We start from the raw sequence: 22,160 nt of genomic DNA, 5'->3' as shown, positions 1-22,160 counted from the left end.
AGCGTTCGAATTCGGGATTTTGATAATTCTTCGAGACGCTCAATTCCTGACTTCTAAAATCAGACAATAGTCAAAGTTTTCAAACACAAAACCAACTCTCAGGAACTGTGATGGCTATGGTTGATTCTGCCAAGATTGCTGCTGCCAAAGATCGACTTGATCAGCACACCGTGGAAACGATTCACTGGCATTTCAGCCCGGAGACAGGTTCTCCCTTCTGGCTGGAAAAGGCCAAAACTTTTAACTTTGACCCTGTTAAAGAGGTGAAAAGTTTTGAAGACCTCAAAAAGTTCCCTCACTTTGAAGACGACTGGCTGCGTGGCGGGCCGATCAGCCGCTGGGTTCCCAAAGGCCTGGCCGGTAAACCTGTCTATGTTTTCGAAACAGGCGGAACGACAGGTCTGCCCAAAAGCCGCATGGTCATTGAAGATCATTGGATCGATTATGAAGAGTTTTCCAAAACCTTGGACGACAAATGGTTTCCACCAGGATCCAACTGGCTGATGCTCGGCCCGTCAGGCCCGCGTAGACTGCGGCTGGCCATTGAGCATCTGGCTCAATATCGCGGCGGGATCTGCTTCTGTATTGATCTTGACCCACGGTGGGTCGTTAAGCTGCTCAAGCAGGGACGCATTAAAGAAGCCGAAGATTATAAGAATCACTGCATTGATCAGGTGCTGACAATTCTCAAAGGTGGGCACGATATCAAGTGCGCCTTTATGACTCCTAAACTGCTCGAAGCACTGGCTCTCAAGCTGATTGATAATGGGAGCAGTATTGCCGAAGAGGGGATTACGGGGATTTTTGGCGGCGGGACAGAGTTTTCTCCCCAGTGGTATCGCTACTGCTGTGAAGAACTTCTCGGGCCGGATGTTTTCATGACCCCTACTTACGGCAACACGCTGATGGGCCTGGCCTGTAGTAAGCCGTTCGATCCTGCAGATAACTATAAAATCACCTACCATGCACCCCAGCCGCGGGCAGCCATCGAGGTGGTCGATTTCAAGGATTACAACAAGGTCGTGGATTACGGCCAGACAGGCCGCGTGAAGCTCTACACGATGACAAAGGAACTCTTTGTGCCGGGCTTCATGGAACGCGATGAAGGCGAACGCGAACTTCCTTGCGATAAGTTCCCCTGGGACGGCATCAGCGGCACCCGCCCATTCCATGAAATTGCGAAGAGTACCACTGTGGGGGTTTACTAGGCCATAGAATCATCCATTTTTGCCTGGAGGTTTTACATGTCCTCTGCAACAGACGCGACGGCCGATAAGGCCAACTGGCTTTTCGAGCATCGTATCGCTAGTCAGTTAATTGGCGAAAATCCGGAACTGTTTATCGCTATCGATGTCGAATCTGGTGATTATGAAGTCAACTCCAAAGGGATATTGGCAATACAGCAAGTTCGTGCGAGACATCCGGAAAGTAAGCCATTTCTCAGGAAAATTGGTAGCCCTCTGGCTTTCTCAATGGGCTCGTGGCGTCGTGTTTCGTAGTTGATGGAAGGATCTTGCTTGAAGGGATACATCAACGACCGACTCGAACCAGTACTGCCAGTGTACTTGCTGGGGAATGACGATCGATCTCTTCGGGTGGAAGCGATCATTGATACAGGTTGTACAACCTATCTTGTGCTAGATCATGGCGTCATACAGGAACTGGGGCTAAGTCCAATTGGCACTGGCCAATATCTCACTGCTGATGGAAGTCTGGCTATTGGAGACATCTTTCAAGTTGATGTTGTTACTGAGTTTGGTCGTGCCACTGTCGAGGCCTATGGTGGCGGCACCACTACACTCATTGGTATGGCTTTGCTGGCAGGGTTTTCACTTCGAATGAATATTTTCGCAGGTGGTGAGGTTGTACTGGAAGCTCTTGAAGACATCTGAAGGTTGAGCTGAAATCACTCCCACACGATCATTTTAAAAAATATATTTGCTTACTCTTACATATCGAGTACCACCATGTTCGACGTACCCATCCTTCGCTTTGGCAAACCTTACGACAGTATGGAAAAAGTGGATATTAACCACTTTGAAACCGGCGAAACTCTGGCCAGACTGCATCAGGCCACAGGGGCCATGGTGAAGATGGACCTGCGGAAAGCCCAGCAGTCGCGCGAAGCACTCCGCCAGTTTTCGATCGACGATCTGATTGAGAAATGCAAGAAGGCGGCCGACCTTTACCTCAATGCCGAACTTCCCTGCGGCACCGGGAAACTCACTCCTGAGCAGTTCTGCAACATGCAGTCCGCAACGACCGGTATTCCCATTTCGCTTTGTGCCTTCAATATGCGAAAGAATGCGTACGTTCTCTCGCACATGGGCGAAGTGATCGACGCTCTCACACGCGGCCTGCCCCACGAGATTCTCTCGAAGGGCTACGGCATGGAATCGCGGGGAGTCATGGTCAGCTATCAGGCCACAACGCCGATTCTGGGGGCTGTTCTCCCCTCGAATTCGCCGGGAGTTCATACACTCTGGCTCCCAGCGATCCCCATGCAGATTGGTTTGATGCTCAAGCCCGGCTCACAGGAGTTCTGGACACCTTATCGCATCACGGAAGCATTCTTTGCTGCAGGCATTCCTCGCGAGGCCATTTCGCTGTATCCCGGTGGTCATGATGTCGGCGGTGGACTGCTCAGCGACGCTCATCGCTGCATGATCTTCGGCAGCCAGCAGACTGTTCAGCAGCATGCAGGCAATCCCCGCGTCTCTGTTCATGGCCCGGGCTTCAGCAAGATCATTCTGGGCGACGACCTCGTGGATCACTGGGAAGATTACCTCGATACCATGGTCGATAGCGTGGCGGCCAATGGTGGTCGCGGGTGTATCAATTGCTCCAGCATCTATGCCTCCCGGCACACGAAGGAAATCGCCCAGGCAATCGCGAAGAAGATGTCCGAAATTGTGCCTCTTCCCGCAACGGATCCCAAAGCCATTCTCGCAGCATCCACAACAGCGGGTGTGGCTGAAAGTGTCTCGAACCAGATCGATGAAGGTCTGAAGGATGGCTACTCAACCGATGTCAGTGCGGCTTTCCATGGCGGTAACCGCATCGGGAAACTGGGGAAGTCCGAATACCTGCTCCCGACGGTCATTCACTGCTCGTCGCCCGAAGCCAAACTCGCGAATGCCGAGTACATGTTCCCCTTTACTTCGGTTGTCGAATGCCCGCAGAATCAGACGATCAAGGCCATTGGCCCCACACTGGTCTGCACAGCGATCACGGAAGATCCCAAGTTCAGCCAGCAACTGCTCGATGCGTATAACATCGACCGGCTGAACATTGGCCGGGTCAAGACGGTCCAATTGAACTGGCTCCAGCCGCACGAAGGAAACCTGGTCGAGTTTCTCTTCAGAAACCGCGCCTTCCAGAACAGCCCGCCACCAGCCCATTGATACCAACGTATCAAAAGGTAAAACGCCATGTGTCACTTCAGGAATCATCCTGTGATGGCATATGGCGTATTTCCTGGTAGTCAGAGGCATTGTTTGACGTGTATCGTCACTACTTGGTCTTCATCTCAATGTCGAGATTGGGCTATCCAGAAGTTACATAAACAGTGAGATCACTCGCAATTTGCATCGAGGTGCCTTTTAGGCACGATCTGAGCCATTTCGGTATGGCTGGCATATCAGCATCACCCGGCTTACAACCAAAAGCACAACGTTTGTTTTAGAAGAGAAAGTCGCAGTCTTGTTAGAAATTGAGCAATCGACGAATTCTCAAATACACTTAAAGATAATGATGAATTGCTCATACAACTAGGGTATGAGCTTTGCGTCAACAGCCAATGTATAAACACCCTCAACAGCAGGATCAGCTGATAATATTGTATAATTAACACCGATTTGTCCTGTAATGGAAACAGAATCACCATCTTCGAGTACTACGTTCTTGCTCACTACAATTTCAACATCGTCATTGCTGGGGTATGATACAGAAATAACACCATTATTCGAAATCCATTCACCTTCATACTCATCAAAAGTCACTTCAATAACCTCACCCCCTGCCTCTATCTTAATAAAGAAAGAGTCGCCATACTTTATCGAACTACCCGCATAACCAACTTTTGAAGGGAATGCCATCATCTCCATTGTTGACATACCTCCCGTCGCCAACATTGAATGAGAAAGCGATATTTCGCATTGCACTGTGTACTCATGAGAAAAATCGCGAAGCCCACCCTCATCATCTACGACCCACTCAACATCCCATTCTGTTAAAACCCCCACACTTCCATTGACGGTTCCGGTCCCCGAATCCTCAAGTAGAATAACTCCTTGAGATAATAAAGGAGTTGAGATTAATGTTTGACCATCAAGACCTACGCCAATTGCAGAGTCCGCTGTAGAGAATGAAGAAACACCACCTGAATCAATCGCTGCTGTCGCATCCCCAACAGCACTATCAACCCATCCACTATTATATTCAACAGTGTCAAATGGAGTGCCGCCGTAAATGATTCCACCTGCGGTACTTTTGATTCTTGTACGCATTCCGTCGCCTGCTGCCCTGAGAAAACGCGGAAGAGTAGCTTCAGCATCACTAACTACAGTGACAACATGGATGAGTAGCGCCAGACCAATAAATGCATGTTTCATCATCGCGGGCTCCTGAAATTCTTGTGAACACAATTTCTTTTGGTGAGCGTGGGAGTGATCATTTCACAAGTAATTTAAAAGTCAACGACAATTCCTATCTCATTTAAATTTTGTTACTAAACAACAAATGAACAAGAAAACATAAGATTAAAGCATTGACTTTCTAGGCTTTGGTGCTGACCGAATGGGCTTGTGATTGCATGAAGTCGTCAGATCGTGGACGGCTTATCTCACGAGAGATAATTCCGCCCCCATTAAAAACTGCGAAAGAAGCGTGGCTGCTCTCTCGAAGCGATCTCCTCGTGTGTGAGGCGGTTATTGACATTTCGCCTTTTGTTTTGCTAAGGATGCGCGTTGCACTTTTCTTCCCTTAGAATGAGCCCTGCCAGTCGCCTGAGGTTTGCTGTCTGGGTAGACTGGGGGGCTGTTGCTGCCAAGAGCTACGCCTGGATCTATGAACAGACGTGAGCCAGTTTGAAATTCGACTTTTGAATGATCTGACGCCCAGTGTCTCAACGTTCCCCAAGCTCTGCTGATTCCCATGAGAAAATCGCCATTGTCGGCCTGGGAGGGTACTTTCCCGGAGCGGGCGATTTGCGTGGCTTCTGGAGCAATATTCACTCAGGTGTTGATGCCGGGAGAAATGTTCCGCAGGGTCGCTGGAGGTTGGAGAGCCGCTATGCACTGGGGCCGTTTTCTCAGCCGGATAAAGCCCTCTCGACCTGGGGCTGTTATCTCGATGAAGGGGTCTGGAATCTCTTTCCCCACCGGCCGTCCATTTCCCAACATCTGCCCTCCATCACTGAAGCCGAATGGAACGGGCTCGATCCCCTCTTTCGCCTCGGGCTGAAGACGGCCTTCCAGACGATCGAGAGCACACAAAACTCACTGCTGCGGGGGACAGATCAGAACAGGCCAGCCGGCTCGCTGAACCTGCAGACGTTTGACCCGGCCCGCTGTGGTGTGATCCTCGGCAGCATCGCTCTCCCCATCGAATCCATCAACGATCTGTGCTGGGATGTTCTCGGTTCGAGATACCTCTCGAAAGTGCTCGAGGCCTCCACGGGAACAAAATCACCTGGGCCCCACGGCTCGGCAGATTCCCAGCGCTGGTCTGAGCAGAACCGATACGCGCTGAGCTTGCCTGCAGCGATCATTGCTCGCGAACTCGGCTGGCGTGGCCCGGCATTCACACTCGATGCCGCCTGTGCCTCATCGATCTACGCCGTCAAGCTGGCGATGAATGAACTCCGCGCGGGACGGGCCGACGTGATGCTGGCGGGAGGGCTTTCCCGACCCGATTGCCAGTACACACAGATTGGATTTTCACAGCTCAAGGCGCTCTCTCAAGGGCAGAAGTGCCGTCCACTCGATGCCCGCGCCGATGGGTTGGTCGTCGGTGAGGGAGCGGGGATGTTCCTGTTGATGAGGCTCCAGGATGCGATTGCAGCCGGCCTGGAAATTCATGCCGTGCTGGTGGAGGCGGGGCTTTCGAATGATCGGGGTGGCAGCCTGCTTTCACCTCGGGCGGAAGGCCAGTTAAGGGCCATGCGGGCGGCTTATCAGCGGGCGGGATGGTTACCCGAAAGTGTTGATCTCATCGAATGTCATGCCACGGGAACACCAGTCGGAGATCAGGTCGAGATTGCCAGCCTGCATGAACTCTGGCGGCAGGCAGGCTATCGCTCATCCCGGGCTGTGCTGGGAGCAGTGAAATCGAATGTGGGCCATCTGCTGACGGGTGCCGGTGCGGCTGCTCTGATGAAAGTCGTGCTGGCTCTCAAGCATCAGATATTGCCCTGTACTGCCAATTATGAGCAGCCAGCCGGTCTGCTCCAGGAACCACATTCTCCCTTTGCAGTTTTGCGCGAGAGTCAACGCTGGGAAGCCCCAGGTCATGGTCTCCCCCGGCGTGCCGCTGTGAATGGTTTTGGATTTGGCGGCATCAACGGGCATCTGCTGGTGGAAGAGTTTCTCGACGAAGAATCTGGAAAGGAGACAGATTCCCCCTCAACTCATCACCCGGTCCAGGTGAGTGTCGCCACCGAACTGACAACGCCACAGCCGGAACAAGAGCCAGTCGCGATCATCGGTTTCTCGGCAGCACTTGGCGAAGCATCGATCGAGCAACTGTTCGAGCGGTGGCAAAGCCGACATCCCGAACGGGAAGCTGTACCAACGGAAGATCCTCAACTCTCCTGGCCTGTGCAGCGTTTTCGGATCCCTCCCGTCGAGCAGCAGGATATGCTCCCTCAACAGGGTCTGATGCTCGATGTGGCCAGCGAAGCCAAAGCACATGCGGGTCTTGAAGGCTCCTTAGGAGATCGCTGCGGGCTGTTTGTCGGCATTGCCCTCGATATCGAATCGTCGAACTTTCATTTACGCTGGCGACTCGAACAGGAACTGCGCGACTCGGGAATCTCTGCGACCGAAGATCACGCAGCCGTCATCGAATCTTTGGTGAATGGGCTGCATCCTCCGCTCACCCCCAATCGAGTGATGGGAAATCTCGGTGGGATTGTGGCCAGTCGCGTCGCCCGCGAACTCGATTGCGGCGGCCCCTCGTTTGTCCTTTCGAGCGAAGAGGCCAGCAGTTTTGAAGCCCTCCGTCAGGCCAGCGAGGCGCTACGATTAAGAGAAATCGATCTGGCTCTGGCGTGCGCTGTCGATCTGCCGGATGCTGATCAAACCGGGTTGTGGAAGAGTACGCTTCCCGACAACTCGACCTATGGTGCCGGTGCTTTCGTCCTCAAACGGCTCTCGGATGCCCAGCGCGATGGTGATCAGATCTATGCCTTGATCGAGAATATCACGTCTGGTGCCGGTGAGGCTCCATCTCAGGAACTACCACACGTCTTTCCTTCAATCTCGGCTCTTTTGGGGCCTGCGGGTGTGGCTTCCGGGATGATCGACGCGATTGCCGCTGTGGCTTGCCTCGCGACGCGATCACTCCCACCCGGTGCAGCCGATGCCCTCGGGAAAAGCGCCAAGGGCTGGCAATACTGGTTGAGAAATCGAGCTGAAGGTTCGCGCCAAGCCACCATCAGATGTGAATCTCCGACAGGCTTGTGGAGTGTGCTTCGGCTTAAGGAAGCTCCACAGCCGGTGTTATCATCGCTGGAAGCGACCAGGCCACACTTAACCGAATTGCCGCTGGTGATCTGGCCTGAGCCACAAACATTTGGTAACGAGGCAGACAGCATTGCAGAAGCTTCGCCTGCTCACCTGACAACCCAACATCAACTGGCAGAGCGGGCGCGTTCGTTACTGACTGCGTGGGAGAACTCGGCTGTCAATGGTTTGAGTGGGCGGCATGTGGGGCCCAGCCGGTGGCGGCACTTTTGCGAGGTGTATGCAGTCCGCCCGCAAGGAGTAACGCGACCACTCGCCATTCTGATGGTTTCGTCGAATGCATCAGTGGTGAGCTTGCTGGAGCAAATCACGACCGCTTCAGGCCAGGAAGAGTTGAGCCAGGAGGGTGTGCTCTACCTTTCTTCAGCACCTCAGAATCCTCAGCTGGCCTTTGTTTTTCCAGGTTCGGGGAGCCATTTTCTGGGGATGGGACGAGAGCTTGGGCAGGCTTTTCCGGAGATCCTCGAACAGCAGGATCGCGAGAATCTGCGACTGGCCGATCAGTACCGGCCTGACTTGTTGTGGAATGGTGAATCGTCAGCAGCCATAGCGGGCGATCATCGGGCGATGATTTTCGGACAGGTGACGCTGGCCACATTGATGTGCGATCTCCTGGCCCGCTTTGGAGTCGTTCCTCAAGCCGCGATTGGTAACAGTCTCGGGGAATCCTCAGCACTCTTCGGATTAAGAATCTGGACAGCCCGCGATGAAATGCTGTCGCGCATGCTGGCCTCGCGACTGTTTACCGGTCTATTAACACCACCGTTCGATACGGCCCGCCAGGCATGGAACATTCCTCCCGATGAACCTGTCCCCTGGACGAGTGGAGTGGTCGAATGCCCGGCTGATCGACTCTGGCCAGCCATTGCCAGAAAACCAAAGGTGGCATTACTGATTGTACTCGCTCCGCAAAAATGCCTGATTGGCGGCGATGCAGCGCAAGTGACCGAAATGCTGGAAGAGCTTTCGCTCTCGATCACACCTTTGCCGGCGCCCAGTACAGTCCATTTGGGTTTTGTGCAGCAGGTGGAAGATCAGTGGCGGGCACTGCATCTGTTGCCTGTTCAACTGCGACCAGAGATCACGGTCTACAGCACAGCGACATCGAAGGCCTACATCCCTTCCACGACGGCCTGTGCGGAAGCAATCACTTCGCAGGCACTGCATACGATTGATTTCCCGGCAGTCATTGAAGCCGCCCGCCAGGAGGGAACTAATCTGTTTCTGGAGATTGGCCCGGGCAGCACCTGCACGCGTTTGATTGAAACCATTCTCACAAACCGTGATCAACAAGTTTCCGTGCGGAGCGCCTGCCCGCTGACAGCTCATCCCGTGCGACATTTTGTCCGTACACTCGCGTGGCTCGCTGTCCGGGGAGTGGCTGTCGATTTGGCTCCACTCTTCGCACCATGCCAGCTCACGAAGCTCTTTGAAGGAAAACGAAAGACTGCGAGCCTGCCCAACAGCCCGCAGATCGAGATCCCGATCCGACGCTTGAACTGGAAGCAGATCCCCGTTGTGACAAGCGAAGTCGCGGGTGTTCTGCAAGAATTACTGCGGAATGAAAGTTCTCGCTCAGAGTCTCACCCTCACCCTGGCCCTCTCCCTGAGGGAGAGGGAATAAATAATCGGCCTCTCCCTGAGGGAGAGGAGATTGCTGCTGAACAACTGATTGATACCAAGACATCAAGTGCGACGCCCATGACGATGAATTCCCCAGAAACTCTCGATGCTGCTGAAGCGGCCTATCTGGCTTTTGAAGAGCGGTTAGCCCGTTTGCAGGCAGAAGGTGAGTTCGAGCTCGCTCCTCATCAGGAAGTGGTTCTGAGTACGAATTCGGCTGCCTCGAAACGCGATAAATCGACACCGCCGCGGAGTCTCTCGCGCGAGGAGTGTCTGGAGTTCGCGATTGGGAAAATTGGCGAGGCACTGGGGCCACTCTTTGCAGCGGCCGACCAGTACCCCACGCGTGTGCGGCTGCCGGATGAGCCACTCATGTTGGTGGATCGAATCACGAACATCGAAGGCGAACCACTGTCGATGTCGCACGGCTGCGTGGTGACAGAACACGATGTGCACGCAGCGCGGTGGTATCTGGATGGTGGACGAATCCCGACCGCGATTGCGGTAGAATCAGGTCAGGCCGATCTCTTTCTCGCGGGCTGGCTGGGGATAGATCTGCAAACCCGTGGCCTGGCGGTTTATCGTCTTCTCGATGCGATTGTCACATTCCACCGGGGTCTGCCAGTTCCTGGCGAAACGATTGTCTATAACATTCGCATTCTCAAATTCTTCCAGCAGGGTGAGACCTGGCTGTTCAAATTTGAATTCGATGGAACAGTCAATGGCGAGCCACTGATTACGATGCGCGAAGGGTGTGCCGGGTTCTTCACCGAATCGGCGTTGGCAGCAGGGAAAGGGATCATCCACAGCACACTCGATCTCGCACCGCGGCCTGGCAAGCTCCCGGCCGATTGGCTCGAACCCGTTGCCATCACACCAGGGAATCTGAGTGACGCACAGGTCGAACAGCTGAGAGAGGGAGATCTTGTCGGTGCTTTTGGTCAGGCATTTGCCGGGCTGCCACTGCACAAGCCTTACACCATTCCGGGTGGCAAGCTGAGACTCGTGGATCGAGTCCTCGAGATTGAACCCGGTGGTGGGAAGTATGGGCTGGGACGGATTCGTGCCGCACTCGATATCCATCCCGACGACTGGTTCCTCGAATGTCACTTCTGTGATGACCATGTGATGCCGGGGACGTTGATGTATGAGTGCTGCCTGCACACGTTGCGGATTTATCTGCTCCGCATGGGGTGGGTGGGGGAAACGGGTGAGGTGGTATCGGAACCGGTCGTGGGGATCGAAAGTCGGCTCAAGTGCCGGGGGCAGGTGCTGGCCTCAACGAAAGAGGTCTGGTACGAAGTCACGATTCGCGAGCTGGGTTATGGGAGAGAGGGTTCCCATGGAGATGCCTATTGCCTGGCCGATGCGCTGATGTTCGCAGATGGCAAGCCGATTGTGGAAATCAGCAACATGTCGCTGCGGTTCACGGGGCTGACGAAAGCCCGTGTGGAAGCGATCTGGGCGGGAAGGAAGATTGAAGACCCTCACCCTAACCCTCTCCCAGAGGGAGAGGGAATAAGAGAAGTTAAGAAGAGCGGGGCGAGTGGAGGAAACACTCCACTGTACGATGTGCGGCCAGCCATCTATCCTCTCGAAAGGATTACGGCTTATTCGATTGGCAAGCCTTCGGAAGCTTTCGGGCCCGAGTACACAGTCTTCGACCACGATCGCAAGATTGCGCGACTGCCCGGCCCTCCGTTTCAGTTTCTGGATCGGATTGTGGAAGTCGGTGGGCCACCTTTTGTCATGAAGGCTGGCTGTCATTGCGTTGCCCAGTACGATGTCCCTGTCGATGCCTGGTATTTCAGCGCGAATCGACAGCCCGAAATGCCATTTTCAGTGCTGCTGGAAACAGCTTTGCAACCTTGTGGCTGGCTGGCGGCTTATGCCGGCTCAGCACTCACCAGCGAAACCGATCTCAAGTTTCGCAATCTCGGGGGCAAAGCGACTCAACATCGGCCCGTGACTCCCGAGATTGGTACGTTGACCACCACAGCCCGCATGACGCAGGCTTCGATGTCAGGCGGCATGATCATTCAGCACTTCTCGATGGAGATGTTTGCCCGGGATGAACTCGTCTACTCGGGAACGACTTACTTCGGGTTCTTTTCAGCGGCATCACTCGCCAATCAGGTCGGCCTGCGAGATGCCAAGCGTGTGGTGCTGGAAAATTTCGCTGCCTCGGAAAGCTTCTCACAAGCGCCACCTTTTCCTGAAGCGAGTTATTCGTTTGTCGATCAGATCACACATTGTCTGGTCCAGCAGGGCAGTGTTCCCGGACGGCCCGAGCTGGCTGGTTTTGTCCGTGGGGAGGCGCAAGTCAATCCGGCAGCATGGTATTACAAGGCGCACTTCTACGAAGACCCGGTGATGCCTGGATCGCTGGGGCTGGAAGCCTTTTTGCAGGTGATCAAGCACTGGATGGTCAAAGCCGAAATCGTGAGTACGCATGGTGGAGTGAACTTTGAAACACCTGTGTGTGGTACGCCGCAGGCATGGGTCTATCGTGGTCAGGTGATTCCCAAAGACAGCCTGGTGACGATTGATGCCGAGATCGTTTCGATTGATCGAACAACCAATACGGTCATTGCCAATGGCTGGCTGGAAGTCGATGGGCGGGTGATCTACCAGATGACAGGTTGGGCAGTGCGGGGTGTCGGTTGATTGTCGAGTCCCTGCGATGAGTTGTCAGGCGAGGGCACACCTGCGAATCTGTACGCGGTTCGAGCGTTGAATCCTCCCTTGTGGAGATTCGAAACGACCGGCTCCGATTCCTGAAAACGGATCCTTTCATCGATATGCGTTATTCCAAAGTCTTTATTGAAACCATTGGTTACGAACTGGCGCCCGAAGTTGTTTCTTCGGTTGAGCTGGAAGAACGCCTGGCACCGGTTTACGAGAAGCTCAAAGTGAGCCCCGGGCAGTTGGAAGCCTGGACAGGGATTAGCGAACGCCGCTGGTGGCCGGAAGGCTATAAACTCACCAGTGGAGCGACAGCAGCGGCCCGCAGGGCACTCGAACAATCGAACGTTTCGACGCGCGATCTTGGTGTGCTGATTTATGCGGGTGTCTGCCGGGAACAGTTTGAGCCGGCAACCGCCTGTGGCGTGGCAGCGAACCTTCGTCTGACCGATGACGTGGCGGTCTATGATCTCAGCAATGCCTGTCTGGGTGTGCTCAATGGAATCATCGATATTGCCAACCGGATTGAACTGGGGCAGATTCGTGCAGGGATGGTTGTTTCCTGCGAATCGGCTCGCGAGATCATCGAGTTCACGATCCAGCGGTTGCTCGAAGACCCGACGATGGAGAATCTGACACACTCTCTGGCCACGTTAACGGGTGGGAGTGGTGCCGTCGCTGTGATCCTCACCGACGGATCCTTCTCGCGAGCGCGTGGGCACAAACTGCTGGGTGGCAGCTTGTTGGCTGCTCCCGAGCATCACGAACTCTGCCGCTGGGGTTTTGAATCTCTTTTACCTGCGGCTGTGAACAAGGTCGAGCAGGTGCTTCCCAGTGCTGTGACACAAACGAGGCTGGGGTCACTCATGCCGCAACTGGTGCAACAGAAAGTGAGCGGGATCTTGCCCGCCAAGCTTTCGCACGCCTTCCACCAGTTTATGCAGACCGATTCGATTTCCGTCATGAAGTATGGTGTCGAACTGGGAGTCAAAACGTGGGCTTCGATGCTGGCCCGATTTGGGCTGAAGCCACAGGAAATCGACAAAGTCATCTGTCATCAGGTGGGGAAGGGACATCGCGAACAGGTTCTGAAATCGCTGGGAATTCCGCTGGAAAAAGACTTCCCGACCTTTCCCTTTCTCGGGAACATGGGGACAGTCTCTTTGCCAATGACCGCTTCACTGGCGGAAGAGCGTGGTTTTCTGAAGAAGGGCGACCGCGTGGCATTTCTCGGGATTGGGAGCGGTCTCAACTGCCTCATGCTGGCGGTCGACTGGTAGTGGTGGAAATGTCGGCCAGGCCACTCCCGTGATTGGTCTAAAAAACTCTCATGTTTCGTAGAACTCGTTCCAGATAAGTCCAGTTGATATGTCGCGAAACTTCATCAGCGAAAGCCTCTCCCACGATCCGATTCACGGTTATATTCCGTTCATTTCGCGTGGGGGTCTGCCAGCGGGAGAGACAGCTGAGCAGGATATCATTGATCATCCGTGGGTGCAGAGGCTCCGGCATATTCATCAGTTACAGACGGCCTGGTGGGTTTTTCCGGCGGCTGAGCACATGCGGTTTCAGCATGTGATGGGGGCCATGCATCTGGCCTCTGTGGCCATTGACTACTGGTACGATTCACTGTGCGATGCGTGCCGCAATGTCCCTTCGCGGCCTTATGTCGAATCGCTATTGCGCATGGCGGCTCTGCTCCACGACGTAGGGCATGGGCCGTTCGGCCATTTCTTTGATGATCATTACCTGGCACAGTTCGGTGTCACTCACGAAGATGTGGGAGGCGTGATTATCGAGCAGGAACTGGGAGAACTGCTGCGGGGGATCCGGCGGAATCCCAAAGGAGAACTCAAGCCCCTGGAAGAACTCGATCCCCGGCAGATTTCGTGGCTGATCCGCCGGCCCAGGCCAGGTTCCCCCGATGACGAAGGCCATCCCGACTGGCTCAAAAAACTGCGGGCCATGTTCAGCGGTATTTATACTGTAGACAACATGGATTTCGTCTTGCGCGATGCCTACATGACGGGCTATAACGTGCGGGCGTTTGATATCTCCCGGTTGCTCCACTATTCGTTCTTTACTCCTCAGGGCTTAACGATTCATATTCGTGGCTTGCCCACATTGATCAATTTCATCGAAACCCGTGCCAACCTCTTTCGCACCGTCTACTTTCATCGCACTGTGCGGGCCATCGATCTGGCACTGGAAGATCTGTTTCCCGAAACGATGCCTCACCTGTTCCAGGGGAGCCCGATTGGTCAGTTGGAAAACTACCGCCGGTTGACGGAATCGTCATTTCTGGTCGATGTGGATCGCTTCTCGCAATCAACCGATCCTGCGACACGCCAGTTGGGCGAGCGCTGGCAGAAGATTCTTTCGCGCGAAGTCCATTGGAAGATGGCGACAGAGCGCACCATGGGGTACTACACCAGCAGTGCCGAGCGGATGTCGATCTTCTCGGAACCTGACCTCATCGAGCAGCGCTTGCGCGGCCGGTTGCCAGAGGATAAGAAGTCGATTGAAATGCGAATCGATGTGGCCCGGCATTATCATCGGCCCAGTGGCAGGCTCCCAGTGGGTGGTCAAAATCATCTGTTTGATCCAGCGGCGAATGGGATCACAGAACTGTCGGATGATGAACTTTTCCGGCAGTTGCCACTGAGTCTGTCGGTATTCCGCGTGTACAGTCGGGATCACGCGAACGATAAGGCCATTACGATGGCTTTGCAGAGCCTGCTGGGCGATGCCGGCGACGCCAAGACAAATATGTAATGTGTTCACTTCGCGTGGAGAGCTGTCGAATTCTTCAGTCTTCCGCGAAACTCGTCTTGTCGGGTTGGGCATCTTCTGCTATTCCCACCCGTTGATCAATAATTACATGCCTTTCTTTCGACCTTCGATCTCACCTCCATTCACTTTCATCGATCAAAAATGAGCCTGCATACAGGCTCTACTCCCCGGCTTTTGCTCTCCCTACAGTTCTGAACCCTTCCTGATCCCTTGCCCTACATCTCAATGACTGGCAATCAATCGAACCAATGGCTCTCACCAAGAGCGATCGGTCCGAAGTTGTTTGTTTTTGAGTTAGCAATCCTTTTCTCATCTCCTGCCCAGTTGTCCCTTCCTATGAAACTCTGGCAACACCCTGCTTTTGGCATGACGATTCTGACAGTCACTCTTCTCGCGAGTGCACTGGCGGAAGAAGTGCGCAGTGATGCCAGGTTTGTGGTACTCAAATCGGGTAAGGTCATCGAGGGACAGGTGCGGCCTGTGACCGGTGGTTATGCTGTCGAGCGAGGTGGCAGCACAATTTCGCTGCCGGATGAGCAGGTGACCTGCGTGGCCAGTTCCATGGCAGATGCCTATCAGCAGATACGAGCCCAGCGGAAAAAGCCAGGCGAGCGCATTCCGACGGTCGAAGATCATCATCAACTGGCCGAATGGTGTCTCTCGCAAAACTTGTATCGAGAAGCCCGCGATGAGGTTCGACTGGCGTTGAAGCTCGATCCCGAACGGACTGCCTTGCGCCGGTTACTCATGCGCATTGAAGAAATGCTCGATCCTGCTCCTGTGGTTCAACAACCGGCCTTACCCAGAACAGACGCTTTGGGTTATCAGACCCGAAATGTCGAATCGCTGGGTGGCTTAACAAGCGCGACCGCGACCGAGTTTTCACTCAAAGTTCACCCGATTCTGATGAACAAGTGCGGCTTGGGAAGTTGCCACGGAAACTCCTCGAAGTCCGAGTTCCGCCTGAGTACCACACGCGTTTCCGGTGGGAGCCATCGCTTGTACGCCGAGCGCAATCTGGCGGCTGTGGCGAGCCTGATCAATCTGAGTGAACCCGAACAAAGCCAGCTTCTACTGATGACTCGCCAGATGCATGGCGGGATGAATCAGCCTCCACTTCAGGGGTCTGCAGGCCGGCAGCAGATCGAAACACTGGAGCGGTGGGTGCACCGATATGCTGTCGAACGTAATCCGAAACTGAGTGAAATGAATGCTTATGCTCAAGGCGGATTGAATCGCCCGCAGTCCGCCGAAAGCATGGAATCGACCGGGCAGATGCAAGTCAAATCGGGCGTGATCGAGGAGGGAGGCCTGCTTCCCCCTGTTCGCCAGACGCCACCTGATGAGGTTCAGCCGAGCCATCCGGGTCGTGATGCTGATACTGCAAAGAATTCAGTTTCCTCCGAGGAAGAGGCACCCCGCCGACATCGTCCGGATGCTTTTGATCCCGATGCGTTCAACCGCAGGTATCACGGCCGTGAGGTACTGCGAGACCGAGCTTTGCGCGATCGCCAGAGTTCTCAAGCCGCTGGACAAGCCGCGGGTTCAGCCCCGCCTTCCGCTACCAACAACGAATCGTCTGCTTCGAAAGGTCAGCCATGATCACCAAGGTCAACACTCATCCGCTTGTGGTTTGGAGCGTCAAATGGCTGATGCTGGCTGTCGCTTTTGCCTGGCTGGTCGGTTGCTCGACGATGACGAAAAGCATGCAGGATCCATTTCTGAGTTCCACGAACCCTGATGAGTTTTCTTGCGGAGAATCGCACAAAGCTTCCGCTCGAAGTTCGCGCAAAGCCAACGCCTCGCAGCAGGCATCAAAGCAGCCAGGCTATCCACCGATGGGTGCTTATCCGCCCGTTGATGGTGCCTATGCGCGTTCGGCTCAGGCCAATCGTGCGGGAAGTATGCAGTATGGTATGCAGGTTTCGAGTGGTATGAATCCTTCCATGCCCGGGCAGATGTCGGGTGAGTATGGTGCAGCTCGTCCTCCCGCCAAAACAGCCTCGACCAAAAAGAAAGCGAAGGGAGACTTTGAAGACCCCTTCGCCACAGAAGAATTCGCCGCCAGCGAAGAGACCGGCCGGGCCTCTTTATGAACTGAACACGACTTGAGGTACGCATGGCTGAATTCGTGCTCTGCAAAGTGAATTCGCCAGCATGCCGACACAGGACATGCCGACATGAAGTCTGTTCGTTTGCCTGCATTCCATGATCAACCTTCGATTTTCCGCTGGCCATTGACCCGCATTGTCATGGGCTATTGCGTGGCGATGGTCGGGATGAGCCTCTGCCCGGCAGTACTGTTAAAATCTCTCGTAGCGAGTGAGCCTGTACTTTCAGCAGTCACTCCCCTGCAGGATGATGCGACGTTAAGGGCGGTCTGCACTGTAGGCAAAAAACATATTTTCGCGGTGGGTGATCGTGGCGTGGTCTGGATCTCGAATGATGCCGGAGCCACGTGGCGGTTCTCACTGGCTCAGAGTTCATTGGCTCAGAGTTCGCATGCCCAGGGAACGGGTTCACCCAGGCTGATTCATTTGAAGTGTGCCCAATTCGTGACAGACCAGATCGGCTGGGTGGGCGGATATGTGGGTGAACCTTCCGATCATCATCTGCAAGGTGTTCTGCTCTCGACCACAGATGGCGGCATGACCTGGCAGGAACTGGGGGCTGGTCAGCTTCCGCCTGTGCAGCATGTGCAATTTTTTGATATGGATCAGGCCGCAGTGGTCGTCGCTGCCGACGATGATGTCCCCACGGGTGTGATGCGGACTGTCGATGGTGGCACCACCTGGCACCGGTTAGCTGGTCAACGGCAGGGCCACTGGAAAACAGCCGCCTGGTTCAGCCCGGAAATGGGGCTGGTTGCGGGGAGTGACCTGAAGATTTCACTGGTGGGTGATGAGCAGCTGTTGCCTTCCAAGATGCCGGGTGGCAGCTTGCGAACACTCCGCGGAGCTTTCGTAACGAAAGATGAACGCGGCTGGCTGGTGGGTGATGGTGCCACCGTGTTGACAACCACGAATGGTGGGATTGTCTGGGATCTTCCTCAGGGTGAGTTTCCGCCAGCAGCACGCAGGTTAATGGATTTTCGAGGCGTACATGGTCTGGGTGAGCATGTCTGGATTGTGGGTTCTCCCGGCTCTGTGATCTGGCATTCCTCCAATGCAGGTCAAGCTTGGGAGAACATCAGCACGGGCGAGACGGCTCCTTTAGAAGCCGTCCGTTTTGTGCCGACGACGGCCGATCAGTTGGAACATGCCGCCACGGGCTATGCCGTCGGACATCTCGGGTTGATTCTCAAGACGACCGATTCGGGCAAAACCTGGAAGGCCTTGCGGGGCGGTGGTCGCCGAGCCGCACTGACGATCATGCCCGCTCGCACAGAACGCATCTCTTCGTGGGCATTGGCGAAAGCCAGTGGTGAGCAAGGGTATCGATCGAGTGTGATTCTGCTTTCGGCAGGACTTGATGCAAAACTGGAGCATGAAGAGGGGCTGATTCACAGTGCCAGCAATGAAGAACTCCGGCGGGCAGGCGTGCTGCTGGCCGGTGGTAACGCACTGGAAGAAGGCTGGGCCTTCCCACTTTCGACACCAGGCATGCAGCACAATCGCGACGCTCTCTTTCGTGACTGGATGCTCAAGACAGAAAACAAACTGCCCGAGATGTTGCTGGGACAGATTGTGCGTCATCTGCGAACCTGGCGGCCCGACGTGGTGATGCTGGATCAACCGGCGGCTGATGATGCGGTCGCTCAGTTGCTGTTTGCAGCGATGTGCCGGGCCATTCCTTTGGCGGCTGACGCCACGCGATTGTTCGAGCAACAGGAAGTTGTCGGGCTCGCACCGTGGTCTGTCTCGCGGGTTCTTCTGCGATTGCCGGATGGCAGTGTGGGTGATGCTCAACTGGAAGCGTTTGAGTTTTTGCCGCGAACGGGTGTCTCAGTCAAAACAGCAGCGGCGAGAGCCGATGGGCTGTTAGAGATTCAAAGGCAAGGTCTCCTGCAGCGCGAGGCTTATCGGCGACTTGACCCGGCTCAGCTTGTGGGTGGCATTGGTTCGTTGCCAGCCGTCAGTGCACAGGCTTCGCAGGATCTGTTCGCGGGGCTGTCGATATCCCCTGGGACGGCGGCTCGTCGAGGCTTACTCCCTGTCGATGATCAGATTCTGGCTGAGCGCATGAAGGCAGCCGCCAAGCTGCGGAATGTCGAGTCGTTCACTGGCCAGCAACTGGGTGATCCCCGTGTGGCGGGCCAGATGCTGGCACAGGTGGGGCCCATCCTCGCTGGTCTTGATCAGGCTCAGGGAGCCGCATTTCTGGCACAACTGGCCCGCGATTATCGACAGCATGATCAGTACGACCTGCTCGAGCAGACTCAACTCGAATTGATTCGCAGATACCCCACTTCGCCAGAACGGACTTCAGCATTGCGATGGCTGGTCGCTTACTGGACGAGTGGAGAAATGATGTACCAGCTCTCACGAAAAGAAGGTTCTCTGACCAGTGTGGTGACAGCCGATACAAGGCCCACGATTCGCCGGGTGGGTGCCAATGGTGAAGAACTCGCGAATGACGATGGTTCGTATAGTTCGCGGGATCGCTCGCCCATTGTGCAGGCTCGGGCAGAAGGTCGAATCCAGTCGGGTCGGGGAGATTATCAGAACGATCAGCTCAAAGGACGACAAAAGCGTGCTGCAGAACTTCTGGCAATGCTGGAGCTGCAGGAACGGAGGGTGTTTCAATCCAGTGAGGTTCAGTTTCCACTGGCGGCACTGAAAAGACATCGAGGATCCTTTGGAGAAGCCGATAGTATTTATCGCTCGCTGTTGATTCGCCAGCAGGCCCAGAGTGCAGAAGCGTCGGCCACAATCTCGACAGATCCGATTCATCAGATTGCTGCCATGGAGATGTGGATCACGGCGGCGACGGGAGCATCGCCGGGAACAATTGCGACCTCACAGTATGTTTCGCATAAGCCCGTGCTGGATGGACTCCTTTCCGATGATTGCTGGCAAGTGGCCAAGGATCTGTCATTACAGAAGCCCGGGTTATCGAACCTGGAACTGGCGGATCAGCCTCGCGATTTTGTGATGATCGCTCACGATCGGGAATTTCTTTATCTGGCGGGGAAATGTCATCGACATCCCGGGCATCGAGCGAACCCGGTCGAGACGAGTGGCCGGACGTATGATGCTCCTTTAGAAGAACTCGACCGGGTGAGGATTTCGCTCGATATCGACCGCGATTATGTCTCGGCTTATCACTTTGAGATTTCGGAAACAGGTGCGGTGAGTGAGAGTTGCTGGGAGCGGGTGCGCTGGAATCCGGCCTGGTTTGTGGCCGTCGATGGCGATGCTGAAGGCTGGAGATTTGAAGCCGCCATTGCGTGGAGCGAACTGGCTGCGCAGGCTCCGGCGACCAATCATGTCTATGCCGCCAAAGCGATGCGTATTCTCCCAGCCATTGAAACCCGCCACTGGCCCCCCGCGACGACCGATTCCTCGGCCAATGTGCCGATTGGCCTCATTCGATTTGAGTAACGATTCCTGCAGATGCGAAGGGTGACGTTCCTGAGTAGACTGGTGTCAGAGAGAAGTGAGCACCATGACACTCGTCGATTCTTTTGGACGCACGCACAATAACCTGCGCATCAGTGTAACGGATCGTTGCAATATCCGTTGCTTTTACTGCATGCCCGAAGGGCCAGTGCAGTATCTGCCGCGGCAGCATCTGCTGACTTACGAAGAAATCACTGAACTGGTGAAAATCTTCGTTTCCCTCGGGATTGATCGAGTCCGTCTGACAGGTGGCGAGCCACTTGTCAGACAGGATCTTCCTGTATTGATCAAGTCGCTGAAAGCGATTGATGGACTGGTCGATATCGGTCTGACGACGAATGGCATTCTGCTGGCCGATCAGGCTCAGGCCCTCAAAGAAGCTGGGCTTTCACGGATCAATATCAGCCTGGATGCTCTGGATGAAGCCTCTTTTCGCGAGTTTGCCCGCAGGGATGGTTTAGAGGCTGTTTTGCGCGGGATTGAAGCGGCTCAGCGCGTGGGGCTGGATCCCATCAAGATCAATGCGGTCGCTGTTCGCGGACTGACGGAAAAGCAGATCATTCCTTTTGGTGAATTTGCACTGAAGACCGGGATCGATGTCCGTTTTATTGAGTACATGCCACTGGATGCTGAGAATCAGTGGGAGCGGGAGAAGGTACTGTTCGCGAGTGAGATCCGGCAGGCACTGATCGAGCATTTCGGGCCGCTTACCGCAGAATCAACAGGTTCTCGCGAAGCACCAGCCACCGACTACACGTTTGCCAGCGGAAAAGGCCAGATCGGGTTTATTGCCTCAGTCAGTGAGCCTTTCTGCAATCGCTGCAACAGACTCCGGCTGACAGCCGATGGCAAACTGCGCAATTGTCTGTTCAGCCTGGAAGAAACCGATTTGAAATCGCTTCTGCGTTTAGAAGAATCCGTCGATCATCGACAAAGATTGATTGTTGAAGCTATTCGAGAGTCTGTGGCTCACAAGAAGGAAGGCCACGAGATCAATACCGCGCGGTTCATTCAGCCAGCCAGACCCATGCATTCGATTGGTGGCTGAGGCCATTCCGCAGGGAGATCAAATCATGCCGTTTCTGGGCCTGAACTGGGATTGGATACTGGCGTTCAAGTTGGGCATACCCGCTTTGATGGCCTGCGTGGGAGTCATCTCGCTGATTCATCAGTTGTTGAAGCGGATGTCGCAAGTCTCAGTCAATGCGACCGTCGTGCGGCAATTGACTCATCGGGACAACGAAGGCGATCTCATGACGAAAAGTGTCTTCCAGTTCGAGACGGAAGACGGTGTGCATGAAATTGAAGACGTGATGGCTTTCCGGCCACCGGCTCACAAAATCGGGCAATCGATTACAGTACTGTACCCGATTGGCCATCCCGAGCAGGCGACTGTCCGCAGGGATTGGGTGCTGGTCGTTCTGGTGGGGATGATTGTGATCGGTACGGTGATCGTCGTGTTTGTCGTCCAGCAGGAATGGAAGATCATGCGGGCTGCCGATCCACTGCTGGGTCTCGCAGCAAGTGGAACATTCTTACGGGAGGATGCTTTTGATCCGGGTGGTTCAGATCGAGAAAGTGACGGGCTGATGGCAGCAGTCCTCTCAGCATCCAGATCGAATCCTCTTGCCGATCTGGCTGAGGTGCGTCACAACTGCTGATTCGATCTGTGATGAATACGTCGTGATGAACAGCAATACAAATGGCTGTTGAGTGAGATTTTCAGCCGTCACCAACTCTCGAAATGAGCCTC

General features: G+C 54.7%; 13 protein-coding genes. 12 read left to right on the top strand and 1 reads right to left on the bottom strand.

Features of this window, described 5'->3' with window-relative positions:
* Positions 1-110: 110 nt before the first annotated feature.
* From PLIM_RS17120 to PLIM_RS17105, 4 genes are all read left to right on the top strand, one after another.
* Positions 111-1,208 carry a hypothetical protein gene (locus tag PLIM_RS17120; protein WP_013111573.1) on the top strand — a complete coding sequence of 366 codons (1,098 nt, stop codon included), beginning with the start codon at positions 111-113 and terminating at the stop codon, positions 1,206-1,208.
* A 36-nt stretch (positions 1,209-1,244) separates the two neighbouring features.
* Positions 1,245-1,499 carry a hypothetical protein gene (locus tag PLIM_RS17115; RefSeq protein WP_013111572.1) on the top strand — a complete coding sequence of 85 codons (255 nt, stop codon included), beginning with the start codon at positions 1,245-1,247 and terminating at the stop codon, positions 1,497-1,499.
* 96 nt (positions 1,500-1,595) lie between these two features.
* A complete protein-coding gene (locus PLIM_RS17110) occupies positions 1,596-1,892 on the top strand; it encodes a hypothetical protein (protein ID WP_148227168.1) in 297 nt (98 codons plus the stop codon).
* A gap of 75 nt (positions 1,893-1,967) precedes the next feature.
* Positions 1,968-3,404 (top strand): aldehyde dehydrogenase family protein, encoded by a 1,437-nt coding sequence (locus tag PLIM_RS17105; RefSeq protein ID WP_013111570.1) that lies wholly within the window; start codon positions 1,968-1,970, stop codon positions 3,402-3,404.
* 366 nt (positions 3,405-3,770) lie between these two features.
* Here PLIM_RS17105 and PLIM_RS17100 read toward each other — a convergent pair whose 3' ends face one another.
* Positions 3,771-4,616 carry a hypothetical protein gene (locus PLIM_RS17100; RefSeq protein WP_013111569.1) on the bottom strand — a complete coding sequence of 282 codons (846 nt, stop codon included), beginning with the start codon at positions 4,614-4,616 and terminating at the stop codon, positions 3,771-3,773.
* 504 nt (positions 4,617-5,120) lie between these two features.
* On the opposite strand from PLIM_RS17100, the gene PLIM_RS17095 reads away from it, so the two are divergent.
* From PLIM_RS17095 to PLIM_RS17060, 8 genes are all read left to right on the top strand, one after another.
* Positions 5,121-12,035 carry a type I polyketide synthase gene (locus PLIM_RS17095; RefSeq protein ID WP_041402075.1) on the top strand — a complete coding sequence of 2,305 codons (6,915 nt, stop codon included), beginning with the start codon at positions 5,121-5,123 and terminating at the stop codon, positions 12,033-12,035.
* A 134-nt stretch (positions 12,036-12,169) separates the two neighbouring features.
* Positions 12,170-13,333: a 3-oxoacyl-ACP synthase III gene (locus PLIM_RS17090; protein ID WP_013111567.1), complete on the top strand. Its 1,164-nt coding sequence runs from the start codon at positions 12,170-12,172 to the stop codon at positions 13,331-13,333.
* A gap of 88 nt (positions 13,334-13,421) precedes the next feature.
* Positions 13,422-14,828, top strand: coding sequence for an HD domain-containing protein (locus PLIM_RS17085; protein WP_013111566.1), 1,407 nt, complete (start codon positions 13,422-13,424; stop codon positions 14,826-14,828).
* Between the two features lie 384 nt (positions 14,829-15,212).
* On the top strand, positions 15,213-16,448 hold the full coding sequence (locus tag PLIM_RS17080; protein WP_196349469.1) for a hypothetical protein: 1,236 nt from the start codon (positions 15,213-15,215) through the stop codon (positions 16,446-16,448).
* Complete coding sequence (locus PLIM_RS17075; RefSeq protein WP_013111564.1) at positions 16,445-16,942, top strand: hypothetical protein; 498 nt, start codon at positions 16,445-16,447, stop codon at positions 16,940-16,942. Before PLIM_RS17080 ends, PLIM_RS17075 begins: the two co-directional genes overlap by 4 nt.
* Positions 16,943-17,026: 84 nt before the next feature.
* Positions 17,027-20,389: a YCF48-related protein gene (locus PLIM_RS17070; RefSeq protein ID WP_013111563.1), complete on the top strand. Its 3,363-nt coding sequence runs from the start codon at positions 17,027-17,029 to the stop codon at positions 20,387-20,389.
* 64 nt (positions 20,390-20,453) lie between these two features.
* Complete coding sequence (gene moaA, locus PLIM_RS17065; RefSeq protein ID WP_013111562.1) at positions 20,454-21,455, top strand: GTP 3',8-cyclase MoaA; 1,002 nt, start codon at positions 20,454-20,456, stop codon at positions 21,453-21,455.
* Between the two features lie 25 nt (positions 21,456-21,480).
* Positions 21,481-22,068 carry a DUF3592 domain-containing protein gene (locus PLIM_RS17060; RefSeq protein ID WP_013111561.1) on the top strand — a complete coding sequence of 196 codons (588 nt, stop codon included), beginning with the start codon at positions 21,481-21,483 and terminating at the stop codon, positions 22,066-22,068.
* Positions 22,069-22,160 lie beyond the last annotated feature (92 nt).

Origin of the sequence: Planctopirus limnophila DSM 3776 (assembly GCF_000092105.1) — a bacterium.
Classification (GTDB): domain Bacteria; phylum Planctomycetota; class Planctomycetia; order Planctomycetales; family Planctomycetaceae; genus Planctopirus; species Planctopirus limnophila.
The sequence above is the reverse complement of the archived record's forward strand: the minus strand, read 5'-3'. Positions and strand labels throughout refer to the sequence as shown.